The 18,165-nt window shown below is 71.5% G+C and carries 10 protein-coding genes; 8 read left to right on the top strand and 2 right to left on the bottom strand.

Translation table 11 applies throughout. The annotated features are described in order from the left end of the window. The first annotated feature begins 35 nt into the window (after positions 1-35). From ACLJPX_RS38240 to ACLJPX_RS38230, 3 genes are read left to right on the top strand one after another with little or no spacing between them, the layout of a single operon-like run. Positions 36-1,415 carry an FAD-dependent monooxygenase gene (locus ACLJPX_RS38240; protein WP_410605163.1) on the top strand — a complete coding sequence of 460 codons (1,380 nt, stop codon included), beginning with the start codon at positions 36-38 and terminating at the stop codon, positions 1,413-1,415. Positions 1,416-1,441: 26 nt separating this feature from the next. Further along, complete coding sequence (locus ACLJPX_RS38235; RefSeq protein ID WP_410605162.1) at positions 1,442-2,647, top strand: MFS transporter; 1,206 nt, start codon at positions 1,442-1,444, stop codon at positions 2,645-2,647. Next, on the top strand, positions 2,641-3,198 hold the full coding sequence (locus ACLJPX_RS38230; protein WP_410605161.1) for a TetR/AcrR family transcriptional regulator: 558 nt from the start codon (positions 2,641-2,643) through the stop codon (positions 3,196-3,198). The genes ACLJPX_RS38235 and ACLJPX_RS38230 overlap by 7 nt, the downstream gene beginning before the upstream one ends. Before the next feature lie 44 nt (positions 3,199-3,242). On the opposite strand, the gene ACLJPX_RS38225 is transcribed toward ACLJPX_RS38230, so the two are convergent. After that, positions 3,243-4,208 (bottom strand): aldo/keto reductase, encoded by a 966-nt coding sequence (locus ACLJPX_RS38225; protein WP_410605160.1) that lies wholly within the window; start codon positions 4,206-4,208, stop codon positions 3,243-3,245. A 2-nt stretch (positions 4,209-4,210) separates the two neighbouring features. Further along, entirely contained in the window at positions 4,211-5,011 is an 801-nt protein-coding gene (locus ACLJPX_RS38220; protein WP_101608577.1) for an SDR family oxidoreductase, read from the bottom strand. Between the two features lie 301 nt (positions 5,012-5,312). Here ACLJPX_RS38220 and ACLJPX_RS38215 point away from each other — a divergent pair, with 301 nt between their 5' ends. The 5 genes from ACLJPX_RS38215 to ACLJPX_RS38195 are packed head-to-tail and all read left to right on the top strand — an operon-like array spanning position 5,313 to position 17,914. Further along, positions 5,313-11,630: an SDR family NAD(P)-dependent oxidoreductase gene (locus ACLJPX_RS38215; RefSeq protein WP_410605159.1), complete on the top strand. Its 6,318-nt coding sequence runs from the start codon at positions 5,313-5,315 to the stop codon at positions 11,628-11,630. 8 nt (positions 11,631-11,638) lie between these two features. Beyond that, positions 11,639-15,679: a beta-ketoacyl synthase N-terminal-like domain-containing protein gene (locus ACLJPX_RS38210; RefSeq protein ID WP_410605312.1), complete on the top strand. Its 4,041-nt coding sequence runs from the start codon at positions 11,639-11,641 to the stop codon at positions 15,677-15,679. Positions 15,680-15,694: 15 nt separating this feature from the next. Beyond that, on the top strand, positions 15,695-15,994 hold the full coding sequence (locus ACLJPX_RS38205) for a phosphopantetheine-binding protein (RefSeq protein ID WP_101608575.1): 300 nt from the start codon (positions 15,695-15,697) through the stop codon (positions 15,992-15,994). A gap of 4 nt (positions 15,995-15,998) precedes the next feature. Continuing rightward, positions 15,999-16,784: an alpha/beta fold hydrolase gene (locus tag ACLJPX_RS38200; RefSeq protein ID WP_101608574.1), complete on the top strand. Its 786-nt coding sequence runs from the start codon at positions 15,999-16,001 to the stop codon at positions 16,782-16,784. Then, on the top strand, positions 16,781-17,914 hold the full coding sequence (locus ACLJPX_RS38195) for a nucleotide disphospho-sugar-binding domain-containing protein (RefSeq protein WP_410605158.1): 1,134 nt from the start codon (positions 16,781-16,783) through the stop codon (positions 17,912-17,914). Before ACLJPX_RS38200 ends, ACLJPX_RS38195 begins: the two co-directional genes overlap by 4 nt. The last annotated feature ends 251 nt before the right edge of the window (positions 17,915-18,165 follow it).

The following is an 18,165-nucleotide window of genomic DNA, read 5'->3' as shown; positions in this document are numbered from 1 at the left end:
ACAGCGTAAATATACGCCGTAAATACGGGGGTGTCGTGAACGACGTGATCATCGTGGGCGGGGGACCGGTCGGTCTGCTGCTGGCAGGAGAGCTCCGGCTGGCCGGAGCCGATCCGCTCGTACTGGAGTCGGCCGACGGGTCCGTCCGCCGGAACCGGAGCTTCGGGCTGCGGGGGATCAACGGCCGCACCTCGCAGTCCTTGCGGCTGCGTGGCCTGACCGAGGCGTTCTCGAAGGCGCAAGGCGAGATGTCCGGGCTTGCGCGGCAGTTGAACGGAAGTCGCTCCAGGGGGCACTTCGCCGGGTTGCCACTCGTCGAGGACGAGGTCCCGCAGGGTGCGGCAGGCGGGTACATCCTCAAACAGCATGTGCTGGAAAAGGTTCTCGCCGAGTGGGCGGCCGGACTCGGCGTCCGGATCCAAGCGGGCCGCGAAGTGGTCGACGTCGTCCAGGAGGACGACGCGGTCCGTGCCGTGCTCGCCGACGGCCGGTTCGAACGGGCCGCTTACCTGGTGGGGTGCGACGGCGGCCGCAGCGTCGTGCGCAAGCGGGCCGGGATCGCGTTCCCCGGCACGGACCCGACGATGACCGGGCGCATCGCCTCGGCCGAACTCGCCGATCCCGGCGCGGTGAAGTCGTCCATGCACGGTCCCGGCGGGATGGTGAACCTGTCGCTGGTCCCGGGGGAGATCGCCACCATGGAGTTCGACGGCGGGCCGGACGACCGGGACGCGCCGTTGACGGCCGAGGAGATGCGGGCGAGCATCGGCCGCGTCAGCGGAATCGACGTGACGGTCTCCAGGCTGGACGGGGGAATCCGCTTCAGTGACAACACGCGCCAGGCGGCCACCTATCGGCAGGGTCGCGTGCTCCTGGCGGGTGACGCCGCCCACGTGCACTCACCGATCGGCGGCCAGGGCTTGAACCTCGGCCTCCAGGACGCGATGAACCTCGGCTGGAAACTGGGCCTGGTGGTGCGGGGCGGGGCGCCGGAGTCCTTATTGGACACCTATTCCGCGGAACGGCACCCGGTCGGGGAGCGGGTCCTGCGCAACACCCGCGCGCAGGTCGCGCTGATGCGGCCCGGACCGCAGGTCGCCGCGCTCCGGGAGGTGATGGAGGAGACGCTGGGGATCCCGGCGGCCAAACGGTACTTCATCGCGATGGGGAACGGGACCGACATCGACTACGCGCCGGACTCCGTCCATCCGCTCGTGGGCCGGTTCGCTCCGGTGCCGCTGGTGTCCGAGGACGGTCACGCGCTTCTGGCGGAGGACGCAGGTTCGGTCTTTCTCGTGAGGCCGGACGGCTACGTCGCCTGGGCCGCGCCCGACGGCGAAAAGGCCGGGTTGGACGAAGCACTCGCACGCGTCACGGGTCACGTGTATAAAGTGAAACGAGTGTTCAAAATGTAACGACTGTTCAAGTTATGGAGTGTGCCGTGGCAGGCCAGTACCGAGAGCTGTTCTCCGCGAAGGGCTCGCTCGCCTTCTCCGCCGCGGGGCTGCTCGCCCGGATCCCGGTCCCCATGATGGGGATCGGGATCATCACCATGCTGGCGCGGACGCGCGGCGACTACGGCCTCGCCGGACTGGTCTCGGCGGCGTTCACGTTGTCCATGGCACTGCTCGGCCCGCAGGTCTCGCGGCTGGTGGATCGCCGGGGGCAGGGCCGGATCCTGATGCCGGTGACGGGGATCAGCGTGCTGGCGATCGGCGCGCTCCTGCTCTGCGCCCGGTTCGGGGCGCCGGACTGGACGCTGTTCGTGTGCGCGATCCTCGGCGGATTCATGCCCAGCATGGCTGCGATGGTCCGGGCCCGCTGGTCGGCGCTCTACCGCGGCTCGCCCCGGTTGCACACGGCGTTCGCGCTGGAATCGGTGGTCGACGAACTGACGTTCGTCATCGGGCCCGCGCTGTCGGTGGCGTTGTGCACCATCGTCTTCCCCGAAGCGGGACCGCTGCTCGCCGTGGTGCTCCTCGCCGCCGGGGTGCTGCTGTTCGTCTCGCGGCGAGAGACGGAACCACGCGTCCTGCCGCCGAGCGGAGCGGCGGGAAGTTCGGCGATCCGGCTGGGCGCGGTGCGGGTGCTGGTGCTGACGCTCGTGGCGGGCGGTGTCATCGTCGGCGCGGTCGACGTCGTCAGTGTGGCGTTCGCGGGTGCCGTCGGGTCGCCGTCGGCGGCGGGCGTCGTCGTCTCGGTCTACGCGGTGGGCTCCGCGATCTCCGGACTGGCCTTCGGGACGCTCAAACTGGCCATCGCGCCGCCCCGCTTGCTCCTGATCGGCACCGCGGGCACGGCGGCGAGTGCGGTGCCGTTGCTGGCGGTGGACGGCATCATCGGCCTGTGCGCGGTGGTCTTCGTCGCCGGATTGTTCTTCTCTCCCACGATGATCGTCGTCATGGGGATGATCGAGAAGATCGTCCCGGCGGAGAAACTGACCGAGGGGATGACGTGGGCGATCACCGGCCTCAGCATCGGCGTCGCCCTGGGCGCCGCGGTGTCGGGAGAGGCAGTCGACCGCTTCGGCCCGGATGGCGGATTCGCCGTCGCGGTCGTCGCCGGTGGCTTGATCATCCTGATCGCCCTGCTCTCGTATCCTCTGCTGACCAGGAAGACCACGACGCGTGAGGAGGCGGCATGCTGAACGAGCCGATCGCCGACGGCCGCCTCGCCAAAGGTGAGCAACGCAAACGGGAACTGATCGAGGCCACCCTGCGTGTCGTCGCGAGAGACGGGGTTTCGGGAGTCAGTCACCGCACTGTCGCCCGGGAGGCGGGGCTGCCCGCGACGGCGGCCGCGTACCACTTCCAAGGGATCGAAGACCTGCTGACCGCCGCGCTCACCCAGTGCATGGACGAAGACGCCGAGCGGATGCGCGTCCTCGCCGCGGAACCCGGCGGAGACGCCCTGCCGAAATTCGCGGCCCTGCTGGCCCGCGTGGCCGCGGAACCCGGGCACCTGCTGGCGGAGTACGAGCTGTACCTGCTCGCCGCGCGGGAGCCGAGACTCCGTGAGTCGACCGATCGCTGGATGGCGGCCCTGGCGGACTTCGCGCGCCGTCACACCGACGATCCGGTGCGGGTCGAGATGCTGGTCGGGCTGGTGGACGGGTTGCTGCTGCAGGGATTGCTGCGGGACGAACCGCCGACGGCGGACCGGTTCGAGGCCATCCTGCGGACCGCACTGGCCTCGTGAGTGGTAAGGATGGTTAGAACCGTCCTTACCACTCACGAGGCCGGTCAGCCGGTCGCGGGTGGCGACCAGGTCAGCCGCGGGTCCGTCTGGATGAAGCTGCCCAGCAGCTGATCGATCCGCGTCAGCACGTCGAGGTCCAGGACCACGCCGGACGCCTTCGCGTTCTCGGTCACCTGTGCCGCGGTGCTCGCCCCGGTCACCACCGAGGCGACGGTGTTGTGCTGCAACGTCCACGCGAGCGCCAGCTGGGCCATGGTCAGCCCGGCGTCGTCGGCGACGCCGCGCAGCATGCCGACGCGTTCGAGGAGGTCCGGGAAGAGCGGCGGCCGGGCCTCGCCCACCCTCGCGCCCCGGGAGTCCGGCGGGATCTCGCCCGGCCGGTACTTGCCGGTCAGCACGCCCTGCGCTAGGGCCACCGACGCGAACTGGCCGATCCCGGCGCGTTCGCACACCGGCATCACCTGGGCCTCGGCGACCCGCCAGAGCATCGAGTAGTGCGGCTGGTTGGCGATGAGCGGGACGCCGAGCCGGTCGGCGATCGGCCGCGCCTCCAGCAGTTGTTCCGCCGTCCATTCCGCGGTACCGGCGTAGAGGATCTTCCCTTGCCGCACCAGATCCGACAGCGCGAGGAACGTCTCCTCCAACGGCGTGCGGTAGTCGAACCGCAGCAACTGGTAGACGTCGACGTAGTCGGTGCGCAGGCGCCGCAGCGATCCGTGCAGCGACGTGGTCAGGTGCTTGCGGCTGAGGCCGGCGTCGTTGAGGCCCGGGCCTTCGGGCCAGAACACGCCGGTGCACAGGACGAGATCGTCGCGGCGCGCGGCGCTCAGCGCGGCGGCGAGGTTCTCTTCGGCGGCGCCGCCGTCCCAGGCGGCGGCGGTGTGGAAGGTCGTGATGCCCGCGTCGAGCGCGGCTTGGACGCACTCGGCGCCGTCGGGGTGCGTGAGCCAGTTGCCGTACGAGATCTCGCTGACGGACAGTCCGCTCGCGCCGAGCCTGCGGTGGTCCATGCTCACCTCTTCCGCGCGCCGGTTTCGAGGATGGTGCGGTCGATCCAGGCGTCGAGACCCGCCGCCTTGCGCGCGTAGGTCTCCCGTACCGATTCGTGCGGCAGGATCAGGAACTCCTCCGAGGCCAGGCCGTGGATGACGGATTCCGCGACGTCCTCCGGTTCCAGCAGTGGTGCCGCGGCGGCGATCGCGAGTGCGGCGGGGTGCCCGGCGGCGATCCCCGGTTCCAGCAACGCGGTCCGCACACCGAGCGGGCACAGCGCGCTGACCTGCACCCCGCGCGGCCGGTAGGTGATGGCCAGCCATTCGGCGAGTCCGACGGCCGCGTGTTTGGTCACCGAGTAGGGCGCGTCGCCGGGGGTGCCGAGCAGGCCCGCGCCCGAGGCCGTGATCAGCAGATATCCCTGGCCCCGGCTCAACATCGCGGGAAGCGCGACCTGTGCGGCGTGCACATGCTGCATGACGTTGATGGCCCACGATCGCGACCATTGCTCGTCGGCGGCGTGCACGCCCGTCCCGAACGCGGCACCCGCGTTGGAGCAGAACAGGTCCACCGGGCCGAACTCCGTCCTCGCCTCGGTCACCAGCATCTTCAAGTCCTCTTTGGACGACGCGTCGGCGTGGCGCGCGATGGCGGCACCGCCGGCGGCCGTGATCCCGGCGACGACCTTCTCCGCCGCGTCGAGGTCGAGGTCGGAGACCACCACTCCGGCGGCGCCCTCGGCGGCGAACCGCCGGGCCATGGCGGCGCCGATTCCGTGTGCCGCACCGGTCAGCACGACGACTCGTCCTGTCACTTCCACATGCGCTCCATGGTTATCGATACTGCTTTTGATGACAATTCTTCTGTTTTGTTACGCCGGTGAGCGGCGCTTTGCCGAAATCTGGAATGCGAGTGATAAAAGTGCAGGTCAGCGACTTGTTCTGACCGTGTCGACATATTTGTTTCCGGCGCCGGACTTTAGCACGCGTTCCCTTGTTTTTCGAGTTTTCACGCGAGAGTATTGCGCTCTCTGCGGCAAGTAGGTTATTTCTTGGGAATCCCGCTGAAGATCGCCGAACCCGGCGAGGTTCGACCAGCCCAGCCGAACAGGAGGTCCGCCGGTGAGTCATGCGACGGCGCGCACGCGGGTACTCGGCGTCAACCCGCTCGGACGTCCGGATCCGGGGCTGGCGGCCGCCGTCGCCAGGGGAGGCGGTCTCGGCGTCCTGGATCTCGCGCGCACCGGGTCCATAGTGGACGGAGGATTCCCGTTCGGGGTGCGGATCCCGGCGGGCCGCCACGTGCGGTACGAAGAGGTGCGGGAAAGCGGCGCGGGGCTCGTCCTGCTGGCCGAAGGGGCAGTTTGGCAGGGCAGGGGCGACGTCCCCGTGCTGGCCGAGGTGACCGGCGTCGAGCAGGCCGTCCGGATGCTCGGCGCCGGCGCCTCTGGTCTGGTCGCGAAGGGTGCCGAGGCGGGCGGTTCGGATCTCACCACGTTCGTCCTCCTGCAGCGGTTGCTGGAGCGGTTCGGGCGGGACGTCCCCGTCTGGGCGTACGGCGGCATCGGCCCGCGGACGGCGGTGGCCGCGATCGCCGGGGGCGCGGCGGGCGTGGTGCTCGACGGCCTCGGCCTGTTCCCGGAGGCCGACGTCCCGGCGGCCGCACGGAACGAACTCGCCAGGGCCGACGACGGGCTCGCGGCGTTGCTCGCGAATCGCTTCGAGGACGCTGAAAGCGCTGTCCGGACGGTCGTCCGTTCGCTCGCCACCCCGCCGTCGGCGAGTCCCGCGGAGCAAGGCGCGCGACTGTGCCGCACGCTCGGCACCGCCTTGCCGGTCGTGCAGGGACCGATGACGCGGGTGAGCGACCAGCCCGGTTTCGCCGCCGCCGTCGCCGGGCACGACGGGTTCCCGTTCGTCGCGGTGGCCACCGCGAACGGCGCCAAGACCGCCGAACTGCTCGGCCGCACCGCCGAAGCGCTCGGCGGACGACCTTGGGGCGCGGGCATCCTCGGCTTCGTCCCGGAGGACCTGCGCGCCGAGCAGCTCGCGGCGGTCCGGGCCGCGCGCCCGCGGTGCGTGCTGATCGCGGGCGGGAAACCCGCGCAGGCCAAGGCATTGGAAGCCGACGGGATCGCGACCTTCCTCCACGTGCCGTCACCGATCCTGCTGCGGCAGTTCCTCGACGCCGGGATCCGCCGGTTCGTCTTCGAAGGCGCCGAATGCGGCGGGCACGTCGGCCCGCGGTCGAGTTTCGTGCTGTGGGAGCAGCAGTTGGACGTCCTGCGCGAACACGGTGCCAAGGACGTCGAGGTGCTGTTCGCGGGCGGGATCCACGACGCCCGCTCCGCCGCGATGGTCTCGGCGATGGCGGGACCGCTCACCGGCGTCGGCGTGCTGATGGGCACCGCGTACCTGTTCACCGAGGAAGCCGTGGCCCACGGAGCCATCACCGATGTCTTCCAGGACCGGGTGCTCGACGCCCGGTCCACGGTCACCCTGGAGACCGCGCCCGGCCATCTCACCCGCTGCCTGCCCAGTCCGTACACCGACGAGTTCGCCGCGCTGAAGGCCGGGCTCCGCGCGGACGGGATCCCGCCGCAGGAGAGCTGGCAACGGCTGGAGGAGCTGAACACCGGACGGCTGCGGATCGCGAGCAAGGGGATCCGGCGGGAGGGCGAAGCCCTCGTCGAGGTCGACACCCTCGGCCAGCTCGCCGAGGGGATGTACATGGCGGGCCAGGTGACGGTCCTGCGAGAGCGGCGCACCGACATCGCCGCCCTGCACCGCGAAGTCACCGTCGGCGCGGCGGAACTGCTCGCCGCCCGCACCGCACCCGAAGAGTCCGTTGTGGACGGTGACGTCGCCATCGTCGGCATGGCGTGCGTGTTCCCCGGGGCCCCCGACCTTCCCTCCTTCTGGTCCAACATCCTGCGCGGCGCGGACGCCGTCACCGAGGTACCGGATCAGCGCTGGGACACGAAGGTCTACGCCGGCCAGTCGACGTCCAAGTGGGGTGGCTTCCTGCCGCCGGTGGACTTCGATCCGCTCGCGTACGGCATCCCGCCGAAGTCGATGGGCAGCATCGACCCGGCCCAGCTGGTGTCGCTGCAGACGGCGCGGCGGGCGCTGGAAGACGCGGGCTACGGCGACGGCGGTTTCGACCGCGAGCGCACCAGCGTCATCTTCGGCGCCGAAGCCGGGGGAGACCTGGCCAACGCCGGTGTCCTGCGCGCGCTGTTGCCCAGCTATCTCGAAGACGTCCCGGAAGAACTGCTCGCGCAGTTGCCGGAACTGACCGAAGACTCGTTCCCCGGCACCCTCGCCAACGTCATCTCCGGCCGGATCGCCAACCGGCTCGACCTCGGCGGCACCAACTACACCGTGGACGCCGCGTGCGGTTCCTCGCTGGCCGCGCTGGACCTCGCGGTGAAGGAACTGCGGGCGGGCACCAGCTCGATGGTCCTGTGCGGCGCTGTCGACCTGCACAACGGCGTCAACGACTACCTCATGTTCACCTCCGCGGGCGCGCTGTCGCCGACCGGCCGGTGCCGCCCGTTCGACTCGGCGGCGGACGGGATCGCGCTCGGCGAGGGCGTCGCCTGCCTCGTGCTCAAGCGGCGGGCCGACGCCGAACGCGACGGCGACCGGGTCTACGCCGTGGTCAAGGGCGTCGGCGCCGCCAGCGACGGCAAGGCGCTCGGCCTCACCGCACCGCGCCCCGAGGGGCAACGGCGCGCCCTGGCTAGGGCCTACCGCGACGCCGGGGTTTCTCCGGCGGACGTCTCGCTGGTGGAGGCGCACGGCACGGGCACGGTCGTCGGCGACGCCACCGAACTGACCACGCTCACCGAATTCTTCCTCGACGCGGGCGCCGAACCGGGCGCGTGCGCGCTGGGCTCGGTGAAGAGCCAGATCGGGCACACGAAATGCGCAGCGGGACTGGCGGGCCTGATGAAGGCGGCGCTGGCGCTGTGGCACGAAGTCGTGCCGCCCACGCTGCACCTGAGCAGGCCGAACCCCGCCTGGGACGCCCAGAGCAGTCCCTTCACCTTCTCCACCGGCGCCCGGCCGACGGCGGTTCCGCGCGGACGCGAGTTCGCGGGAGTGAGCGCGTTCGGGTTCGGTGGGACCAACTTCCACGCGGTACTGGCCGCTCCTGGGGTCCCGCCCGACCGGCGGCACGGTCCGCGTGACTGGGACGCCGAGCTGGTCCTGCTCCGTGGTTCCGATGTGGACGGTGCCCGCGCCGATCTGCGCGAACTGCTGTCGGCGAACGAAGGCCGTCCGTTGCGGGAGATCGCCGCTCTCGCCGCCGAACGGGGCGGGTCCGGGCCGGTGCGGCTCGCCGTCGTCGCGAGCGATCTCGAGGACCTGCGCGAGGCCGCCGAAAACGGGGGAGGGCTCACCGCGGGGGACACCGAGGCCGGGGCGATCGCGTTCCTGTTCCCCGGCCAGGGCAGCCAGCGGACCGGAATGCTGGCGGACCTGTTCGTGCACTTCCCCGAACTGGCCGAGGTCCTGCGGCTCGCTCCGGACGTCGCCGCGACCACCTTCCCGCCGCGCGCGTTCGCCGAAGAGGTACGCGCGGCGCAGGACGAGGATCTCAAGGACACGCGGATCGCGCAGCCCGCGCTCGGGCTCGTCGAGTCGGCCGTGTGCCGGTTGCTCGCCGATCTCGGGGTCCGGCCGGATCTGCTGGCGGGGCACAGCTACGGCGAACTGGCCGCGCTGTCGGTGGCCGGCGCGTTCGACACCCCGACCCTGGTGGCGCTCAGCCGGGCGAGGGCCCGCTCGATCGCCGAAGTCGCGGGTGCCGATCCAGGGGCGATGGCCGCGGTGAAGGCGTCCCGTGAGGAACTGGCCGCCGCCCTCGACCGGACCGATGTCGTGCTGGCCAACCACAACGCACCGGCGCAGACCGTCCTTTCCGGACCGACGGAGGCCATCGAAGAGGCCGTCCGCACGCTGCGCGGGCAGGGGATCGGGGCCAAGCGGATCCCCGTCGCCTGCGCCTTCCACAGTCCGCTGGTGGCCGGGGCGAGCGACGTGTTCGCCGTCGACCTCGACAACGCCGAGATCGGCGAGCCCGGCCCGCCGGTGTGGTCGAACCGCACCGCCCGGCCGTACGAAGCCGGAACGGTGCGCGCGGGACTGTCCGCGCAGATCGGCTCACCGGTGCGCTTCGTCGAGCTGATCGAGGACATGTACGCGGCGGGCGCGCGCACCTTCGTCGAGGCGGGCCCGGGACAGGTGCTTTCCCGGCTGGCCAAGGACATTCTCGGCGACCGGCCGCACACCGTCGTCACGTGTGATCCCGGTGGCCCGGGGCTGCGGGGGTTCCTCACCGCGCTCGCGCGCCTGGCGCTCACGGGTGTCGAGGTGCGCACCGAACGGCTTTTCCGTGGCCGTGTCCGCGTCGGCCCGCTTCCCGCGCCCGCCTGGACCGTGGACGGGCAGACCGTCCGCGCGCCCGGCGGCGAGGTCCCCGCCCATGGGCTCGTGCCCGCCCGACGAATCCCGAGGACGACCATGAACCAGCCCGCGCCCGGTCGTGACCAGGCCGTCGTCGAATTCCTCCGCACCAGCCGCGAACTGCTGGCGGCGCAACGGGACGTGATGCTCGGGTACCTCGGCACCGCGCCGCTCGCCGCGGCCCCGGTGCCGGTCGCGCCGGTGCCGCTGCCGCCGGTCGAGGCGCCGGTCATGACCGTGCCCGTCGCCGAGCCGGAACCGGTCGTGGAAGAAGTCGCGGTCACCGACGTCCTGGCCACCGTGATCGGCGCGATCAGCGAACGCACCGGCTATCCGGCCGAGATGATCGACGACGATCTCGACCTCGAAGCGGATCTTTCCATCGACTCGATCAAGCGCACCGAAATCGCGGGCTCGCTGCTGGCGAAGCTCGGGCTCACCGGACGGGTGCACGACGACGCCCAGGACCAGCTCAGCCGGGACCGGACGGCGAGCGCGCTGGCCGCACGGCTGCGGAAGTGGCTCGAACCGGCGGCCCCGGTCGCCGTGACCCCGGCCCCCGCCGAAGCCCCGGCGGGCCGCGCGCCCGGCCGGTACCTGCTCAGCCGGGTGCCCGCGCCGCTCGGCACGCCCGACCTCTCCAGGGTGGGCGGCAAAACGGTCGCGGTGAGCTTCGAACCCGGGCAGGAGGAGCTGGCCGAGTCGGTCCGCGCGGTGTTCTCCGAGGCCGGCGCCGTGCCGGGGGAGCGGACCGAGGCCGACATCGTCCTCGTGCTGAACCCGTTGTCGGACGCCGAAGAACCGGTCGCGGCGCAGGTCTTCGGCCTGCTCAAGGACGCCAAGGGCACGGTGGTCGTGGTGGCGAGGCCGGGTTCCGGGCACACCGCCGGGCTGCGCGGCCTCGTGCGCGCCGCGGCACGGGAACGGAGTGAGCCGACCAGGCTGGTCGAACTGGAATCCACGGTGGACCTCGCGCGGATAGTGCTGGAGGAGGTGATCGCCGAAGGACCCGCCACGGTCCGGTACGACACCGCCGGGCGCGCGTCCTTCGAGCCCTCCGCGGGCTCCCTCGGTTCGATCGCCTACGCCGGTGCGGGTCCCGGCGGCGGTGAGACCAAGGCACTCGGCCTCGGGGTGGATTCGGTACTGCTGCTGATCGGCGGCGCCCGGGGGATCACCGCGCGGGCGGCGGTCGCGCTGGCGGCGAGCGGATGCCGGATCGAACTGGCCGGGCGCACGCCGTGGCCCGCCGAACCCGGCGACGAAGACCTCCCTGCCGACGCACAGGGGATGCGCTCGGCCTTGGCCGCGCGGGGTGGTTCGCTGGTCGACATCGAACGCCGGGTGCGCACCGTGCTGGCCCAGCGTGAGATCGCCAGGACGCTCGACCAGATCGGCGCGGCCGGGGGCATCGCGGCGTACCGGTCGCTCGACGTGCGCGACGGCGCCGCCGTCCGGCAGATGGTCAAGGATCTGCACACCCGCTACGGCCGGATCGACGGTGTCGTCCACGCGGCCGGGGTGATCGACGACAAGCTGATGGCGGACAAGGACGAGCACTCGTTCCGCACGGTCTACGGGACCAAAGTGGACGGTGCGCGGGCCCTGCTCGACGCGCTGGAGCACTTCGGCGTCCGGCCCGGGTTCGTGACCTTCTTCGGCAGCATCGCCGCCGTCCTCGGCAACCGGGGACAGACCGACTACGCGGCCGCGAACGACGCGCTGGAGACCCTCGGCGCACAGTGGGCGGACCGCACCGGCTGCCGGGCGCTGACCGTCCACTGGGGACCTTGGGCGCCCTCGGACGACCACGCGGGCATGGTGTCGCCGGAACTGGCGCGCGAGTACGAACGCCGGGAGGTCGCGCTGATCGATCCGGACGAAGGCACCGCAGCCCTGCTGCGTGAACTGGCCTACGGCCCGGCCGACGTCCGCTCGGTGCTGTACACGGCGTCACTGTGGTGAACCAGACCGTGGTGAACCAGGAACAAGTCGCCATCGTCGGCATGGGAGTGTTCCTCCCCGGCGCGTCCACTGTGGACGAATACTGGCAGAACATCGTCTCCGGCACCGACGCGATCACCGAGATCCCGCCGCACCGCTGGGATCCGAGTTTCCACGACGGTGACGGCCGCACCCCCGACCGCACCTACGGGCGGCGCGGCGGATTCGTCGCCGACAGCCTGGACTTCGACGCGACGGCTCTCGGTATCGCGCCCAGTTCCGTCGCCGGGATGGAGCCGGATCAACTGGTCGCGCTGGCCGTCGCCGCGTCCGCGGTCGACGACGCCGGTGGCCTGCGACGGCTGGGCGACCTCGAACGCGTGGGCGTGATCCTCGGCAGGGGCGGTTACCTTTCGCCCGGACTCCAGCGGTTCGACCAGCGTGTCCGGTCGGTCCGCCAGATCACCGGCGCGGTCCGGGACCTCCTGCCGTCGGCGCGCCCGGAGATGCTCGACAGGCTCCGGGACGCGCTGCTCGAACCGCTCGGCGAGTTCCGGCCCGACACCGCGATCGGGCTGGTGCCGAACCTCGCCGCGTCCCGGGTGGCCAACCGCCTGGACCTCGGCGGCCCCGCGTACACGGTGGACGCCGCTTGCGCGTCCTCGCTGCTGGCCGTGGACCAGGCGATCAGCGAACTCGCCCGTCGCCGCTGCGACGTCGTACTGGCAGGCGGGGTGCACCACTGCCACGACGACACGCTCTGGTCGATGTTCACCCAGCTCGGCGCCTTGTCTCCGAGCCAGCGGATCAGCCCGTTCTCGCGGGACGCGGACGGTCTGCTGATTGGCGAGGGCACCGCGATCGTCGTGCTGAAACGGTTCTACGACGCGCGCCGCGACGGCGACCGGGTCTACGCGGTGCTGCGCGGGTCCGGGACGTCGAGCGACGGCAAGGGCGCGAGCCTGCTCAGCCCGGCGGTGTCCGGGCAGACCCTGGCGCTGCGCCGCGCGTGGGCGTCGGCGGGGCTCGATCCCACCGCGCCCGGCGCGATCGGCCTGCTGGAAGCCCACGGGACCGCGACACCGACCGGGGACGCGGCCGAACTGGCCACCCTCGCCGAGGTGTTCGGCCCGCCCGAAGGCCGCCGTGCCGCGATCGGCGCGGTGAAGGCGATGATCGGGCACACCATGCCGACCGCCGGGGCCGCCGGACTGGTCAAGGCGGCGCTCGCGCTGCACCACGCCGTCCTGCCGCCGACCCTGAACTGCGCCGATCCGAGCCCGCTGTTGGACAAGACCCGGTTCCGGGCCCTGGCCGAAGCGGAGCGCTGGCCGGCGGGCGACGTGCCACGCCGGGCGGCGGTCAACGCCTTCGGTTTCGGCGGCGTCAACGCGCACGTGATCCTGGAAGAGGCCGATCCGGCGCCCACCCGGCCACGCCGGGCCAAGGTGACCGGCGAGCCCGAGCGGATCCTGCGGCTCGCGGCGTCCACTCCGGACGAACTTCGCACGCTGCTCGACCGTCCGGATCCGGAATCCGGCGGGCACGGCCCGAGCCGGATCGGGATCGTCGGGCCGACCGAGAAGCGGATCGAGGTCGCGCGGAGGGTGCTCGTGAAGGTCACGGCCGAGGGCCGGTCCTGGCACGGGCCCAACGACATCTGGTGCAGTACGGCACCTTTGCTGGAGCAGCACGGCGCGAAGACCGTGTTCGTCTACCCGGGGCTGGAGGCGGACGCGGAGCCGCGCTGCGCCGACGTCGCCCGGCACTTCGGCCTGGAACGGCCCGAATGGTCGACGGAGAGCGTGCTTTCGCGTGCGTCGAGCGTGTCCCAGGTCGGTTTGCTGCTCGACACCGCGCTGCGGCGGCTCGCCATCATGCCGGATCTGCTCGCCGGGCACAGCGTCGGCGAGTGGACCGCGATGCAGGCGGCCGGGATGTACCCCGGACAGTCCACAGAGGACATGTTGAGCCGGTACTGGCCGCAGGGGTTCACCCTGCCGGACGCCGAATTCCTGGTACTCGGCTGCTCCGCGGAGCGGGCGGCCGCGCTGCTCGCCGCCGAACCGGAACTGATGGTCTCCCACGAGAACGCGCCGCGGCAGACGATCGTCTGCGGTGACCCGGCGGCCGCGGCCCGGCTCGCGCGCCTGTGCACCCAGCACGGCATCGTCGCCAGGACGCTCCCGTTCCGGTCCGGGTTCCACACCCCGCTGATGCGCTCCCGGCTCGGCCCGTTCACCCGGCTCGCGGCGGAACTGGACCTGAAGGCGCCGCGGATCCCCGTCTGGTCGGCGACCACGGCCCGGCCGTATCCCGCGGATCCGGTGGAGGTCCGCGAGCTGTACCTGGCCCACCTGGTGCGGAAGGTCCGGTTCCGGGAACTCGTCGACGCCCTCTACGCCGACGGCGCCCGCGTCTTCGTGCAGGCGGGAGCCGGTCAGGTCGGTTCGTTCGTGGCGGACACCCTGGGAACGCGGCCGCACCTGGTCGTCCCGGCGTCGTCCGGCACCAGGCCCGGGCTCGCCCAGCTGCGCCGGGTGGCCACCGCGGTCTGGGTGGAGGGCGGACGGCCCGCGTTCGACGTGCTGGAGCCGCGCCGGACCCGGATCGACACGGCGGGCTCGCTGCTCTCGGTCGACGGTGACGTCAAGGGCATGTTCGAAGGCGACACCACGGTTCCCGAGCTGGCCGACGGTGTTCCGGACGCGATCGTCGCGGAGTTCACCGCGCTGCTCGCCGAGACCAGGCAGGCCGCGGCGAGCGTCGTCAACGCGGCCGCGCGCAGGTCCGCCGATTCCACCGTGGAGTCCACTGTGGATGTATCGCTGGCCGCGATGCCGTATCTGGTGGATCACCGGTTCTTCCGGCAGCGCGAGGACTGGCCGGACGAGGCGGACTTCCGGCCCACCGTCCCCGCGACGACCCTGGTCGACCTGGCCTGCCGGGCGGCGGAGCGGGCCTGGCCGGGGACGGTCGCGACCGGCGTGAGCAACGCGGCGTTCTCCCGGTGGCTGATCGCCGCCCCCGCGCAGCGTGTCCCGCTGTCGATGACCCGCGAGGGCGACCGGATCAGTGTCCAAATCGGACCGCACGCCAGTATGGACGTCCAGCTGGCGCAGCGGTATCCGACGGCGCCCCGGCCGTCCCCGCCGCCGGGGCCGGAAACCGCGCCCCCGCTCAGCGCCGCCGAGATCTACTCGCGCCGGGAGATGTTCCACGGCCCCGCGTACCAAGGGCTCGCCAGGCTCATCGGGCTGGGCGAGCGGCACATCCGCGGCGAGCTCGTCGTGCCGTCGGCGCCCGGCGCACTGCTGGACAACGTCGGCCAGTTGCTGGGCTGCTGGCTGATGGCCACCAAGGCGGACGCGCTGCTGGCGTTCCCGACGTCGATGGGCCGGATCACCTGGTACGGCCCGGAACCGGCGCCGGGCACGTCGTTGCGGTGCGTGGTCCGGGTCCGGCTGCCCCGGCCGGACGTGCTGGAGATGGACGCCGAACTGGTGCGGGACGGCGCCGTGCTGGCCAGGATCGAGCAGTGGCGGGACATCCGCTTCCCGTGCGACCGGCCCGCTCACCGGGTCTATGCCTTTCCGGACCGGCATCGGCTCGCCGAGCAGCACCAAGGCGGTTGGGCACTGGTCACCGACCGGTGGCCGAGCCCGGCCGCGCGGGACATCTACGCCGGCGTCTATCTCGGTTCGGAGGAACGTGCCGAGTTCGCCGCCTGCGCGCCGCGACGGCAGCGCGGCTGGCTGCTGGAACGGATCGCGATCAAGGACGCCGTGCGCGCGAAACTCGGACTCGACGGCGTCTATCCGGCCGAGATCCGGGTCAGCGCCGACGGGACCTCGATGACCGGGGTCCACGGCCGGGAACTGCCCCCGCTGGCAGTGGCCGTCGCGACGGTCGGAGACGTGGCGGTCGCCCTCGTCCGGGAACGGGGCGCGACGCCGCCCCGGATCGCGGTCCGGGCCGAGGGCGATTTGGCGGGGCTGGCCGAGGAAATCGGCCCAGGGGTGGAGTTCGCCGGGATACCGGGGCACGTGGTGGCCTGGAACCGCGGGTAGGAACAGGAGCAGAGCATGACGATCGAACAGCAGAGCCCGGCGTCGGTCTTCGGCACCGTGGCCGAATTGCTGAGAGAACTGGTGGGGGACACCGACGTCCTCGGCATCGAGATCACCCCGCAGACCACCTTCCACGAGGATCTCCAGCTCGAGAGCATCGATCTGGTGACCTTTGCGAGCATCCTCGCCGAGTTCTTCGGCGCGGACGTCAACCTCGCGGAGTTCCTGGCGGAGAAGGATCTCGACGACGTGATCGGACTCCGGGTCGGCGACATCGCGGACTACGTCGCCGCCCGCCTCGGCGAACGGGGCTGAGGCGGTGCCGACGATGACCGTCAACGGGCTGCGCACGAACGTGCACCTCGTGCCCGGCGGGGGCACGGAGACCGTGGTGTTCCTGCACGGCATGGGCACCGACAGCCTGGCGAGTTTCTACCTCACCCTGGCCCCGCCGGTCGCCGCCGCCGGGGTGGACGTGATCAGCTACGACCTGCGCGGGCACGGGAAGACCGAACGCCCGGAGCGCGGGTACACGATCGCGGACTTCATCGCCGACCTCGACGACCTGCTGGATCAGCTCGACCTCGACCGCCCGGTCCACCTGGTGGGCAACAGTTTCGGCGGCACCCTCGCCTACAGCTACGCGGTGGCGAAACCGGAACGGGTGCGCAGCATCGTGTGCATCGAGTCGGAGCCCGCCACCGAACTGTGGGCGGACAAGATGGCGCAGATCCTCGAACACACCGTGCGGTTCTTGAAGGTCGAGGAGAGTTTCGACTGGATCGAGGCCAACTACAGCGCCCACCACCGGCGGCTGGCGAGAATGGCGGCGGAGCGGATCACGTCCACGTCGATGGCCGAGGAGGTCCCGCTCGGCCCGTTGCTGACCCTGGACCAGGTGGCGGGGATCGACTGCCCGGTACTGTCCATTTTGGGCAGTCACGGCTACCAGGCCGACGATCTCAACGCGCTGACGTCCTTGTTGCCCCGTGGTGAGCTGCACGTGTTCGAGGGGCAGGGGCATTCGGTGCTCGTCGAGCAGCACCGGGAGGTCCGTGAGCTGTTGCTGAACTGGATCTCCCGGCACGGGAGGCCGCGCGGATGAGCCGGTTCCTGCTGGTCGTCCCGCCGCTCACCGGACACGTGGCCCCGTTGCGCGCGGTGGCCGCCGAACTCGTGGGCCGCGGCCACGACGTCGCCTGGTGCGGTCCGGAACCCACGACGTCGGAGCTGACGCGGGCGGGCCGGGTGTACCCGGCGGCGGACGCGCTGGAGTTCGCCGTCGAGCGCCGGCCCGAGGGCCTGCGCGGGTTCGCCGCGCTGAAGTTCCTCTGGGAGCAGTACTTGGTCCCGCTCGCGGACGCGATGGTCCCCGGGGTCGAGAAGGCGGTGTCCGCCTTCCGCCCCGACGTCGTGATCGCCGACCAGCAGGCCTTCGCGGGCGCACTGGTGGCGAGCCGCCGCTCCCTGCCGTGGGTGACCTCGGCGTCGACGTCGACCGAACTCGGCGACCCGCTGAGCGCCATGCCGAAGATCGCCGCGTGGGTGGACGAACTCCAGGAAGATCTGCGGACACGGCACCAGGTGGACTGCGGCGACCTGCGGTTTTCCCCGCATCTCGTCCTCGCCTTCACCACCGTCTCGCTGACGGGACCGCTCGCCGACGTCGGAGCGGTCCGCTTCGTCGGCCCGGCGCTGGCAGCGGCGCCCCCGGTCGGATTCTCGTGGGACCGGCTCGACGGCAGACCGCTCGTCCTCGCCACCCTCGGCACCGCCAACGCCGCTCTCGGCCGCCGTTTCCTGGCCGAATGCGTCGACGCGCTCGCCGGGATGCCCGAGGTCCAAGGCCTGGTCGTCGACCCCACCGGTGAACTGATCAGCGACGAAGTGCTGATCGCCAAACGCATCCCGCAGGCGGAAGTGGTGCGGAAGGCGGCGGCGGTGATCTGCCACGGCGGGCACAACACGGTCAGCGAGACCCTCGCGTCCGGGCTGCCGCTGGTGATCGCGCCGATCCGGGACGACCAGTCGATGCTGGCTCAGCAGGTCGAGGCGGCGGGCGCGGGGCTGCGGCTGCGCTTCGACCGCGTGAAGGCGCCGGACATCCGCGGCACGATCACCGAAGTGCTGACCGAGCCCGCCTATGCCGCGGCGGCCGCGCGGGTGCGGGCCTCGTTCGCGGCGGCCGGGGGAGTCGTGGCCGCCGCGGACCACCTGGAGTCCCTGCCGCGCTAGCCCGGCCCCACCCCATCTATAAATAGAACCGTCCCAGTAGCGCGTGAAAGGCCCCTTCCCTCGGCTCAGTCGAGGGAAGGGGGCCTTCACGCGCGCTGCTGCGGGTGGGTTGCTGACGCAAGTAGGCGACTACTTGCGTGAGCTGGGGCGGTCACCCGAGCATGCCGTGTGTCCCCAATGCGGCATTGGAGACACTCAGCGTCTCCAATGCGGCATTGGAGACACGGCTCTGGGAAGAGACCTTGAGCGTC

The organism is Amycolatopsis sp. lyj-90 (assembly GCF_046549035.1).
In the GTDB taxonomy this organism is placed as follows: domain Bacteria; phylum Actinomycetota; class Actinomycetes; order Mycobacteriales; family Pseudonocardiaceae; genus Amycolatopsis.
This window is presented reverse-complemented; position numbering and strand designations above follow the sequence as displayed.

Excerpts from the sequence above, each read along its gene's own strand:
- ACLJPX_RS38230 (WP_410605161.1), top strand. The coding sequence starts at position 2,641 with ATGCTGAACGAGCCGATCGCCGACGGCCGCCTCGCCAAAGGTGAGCAA.
- ACLJPX_RS38225 (WP_410605160.1), bottom strand. The coding sequence starts at position 4,208 with ATGGACCACCGCAGGCTCGGCGCGAGCGGACTGTCCGTCAGCGAGATC.
- ACLJPX_RS38205 (WP_101608575.1), top strand. The coding sequence starts at position 15,695 with ATGACGATCGAACAGCAGAGCCCGGCGTCGGTCTTCGGCACCGTGGCC.
- ACLJPX_RS38195 (WP_410605158.1), top strand. The coding sequence starts at position 16,781 with ATGAGCCGGTTCCTGCTGGTCGTCCCGCCGCTCACCGGACACGTGGCC.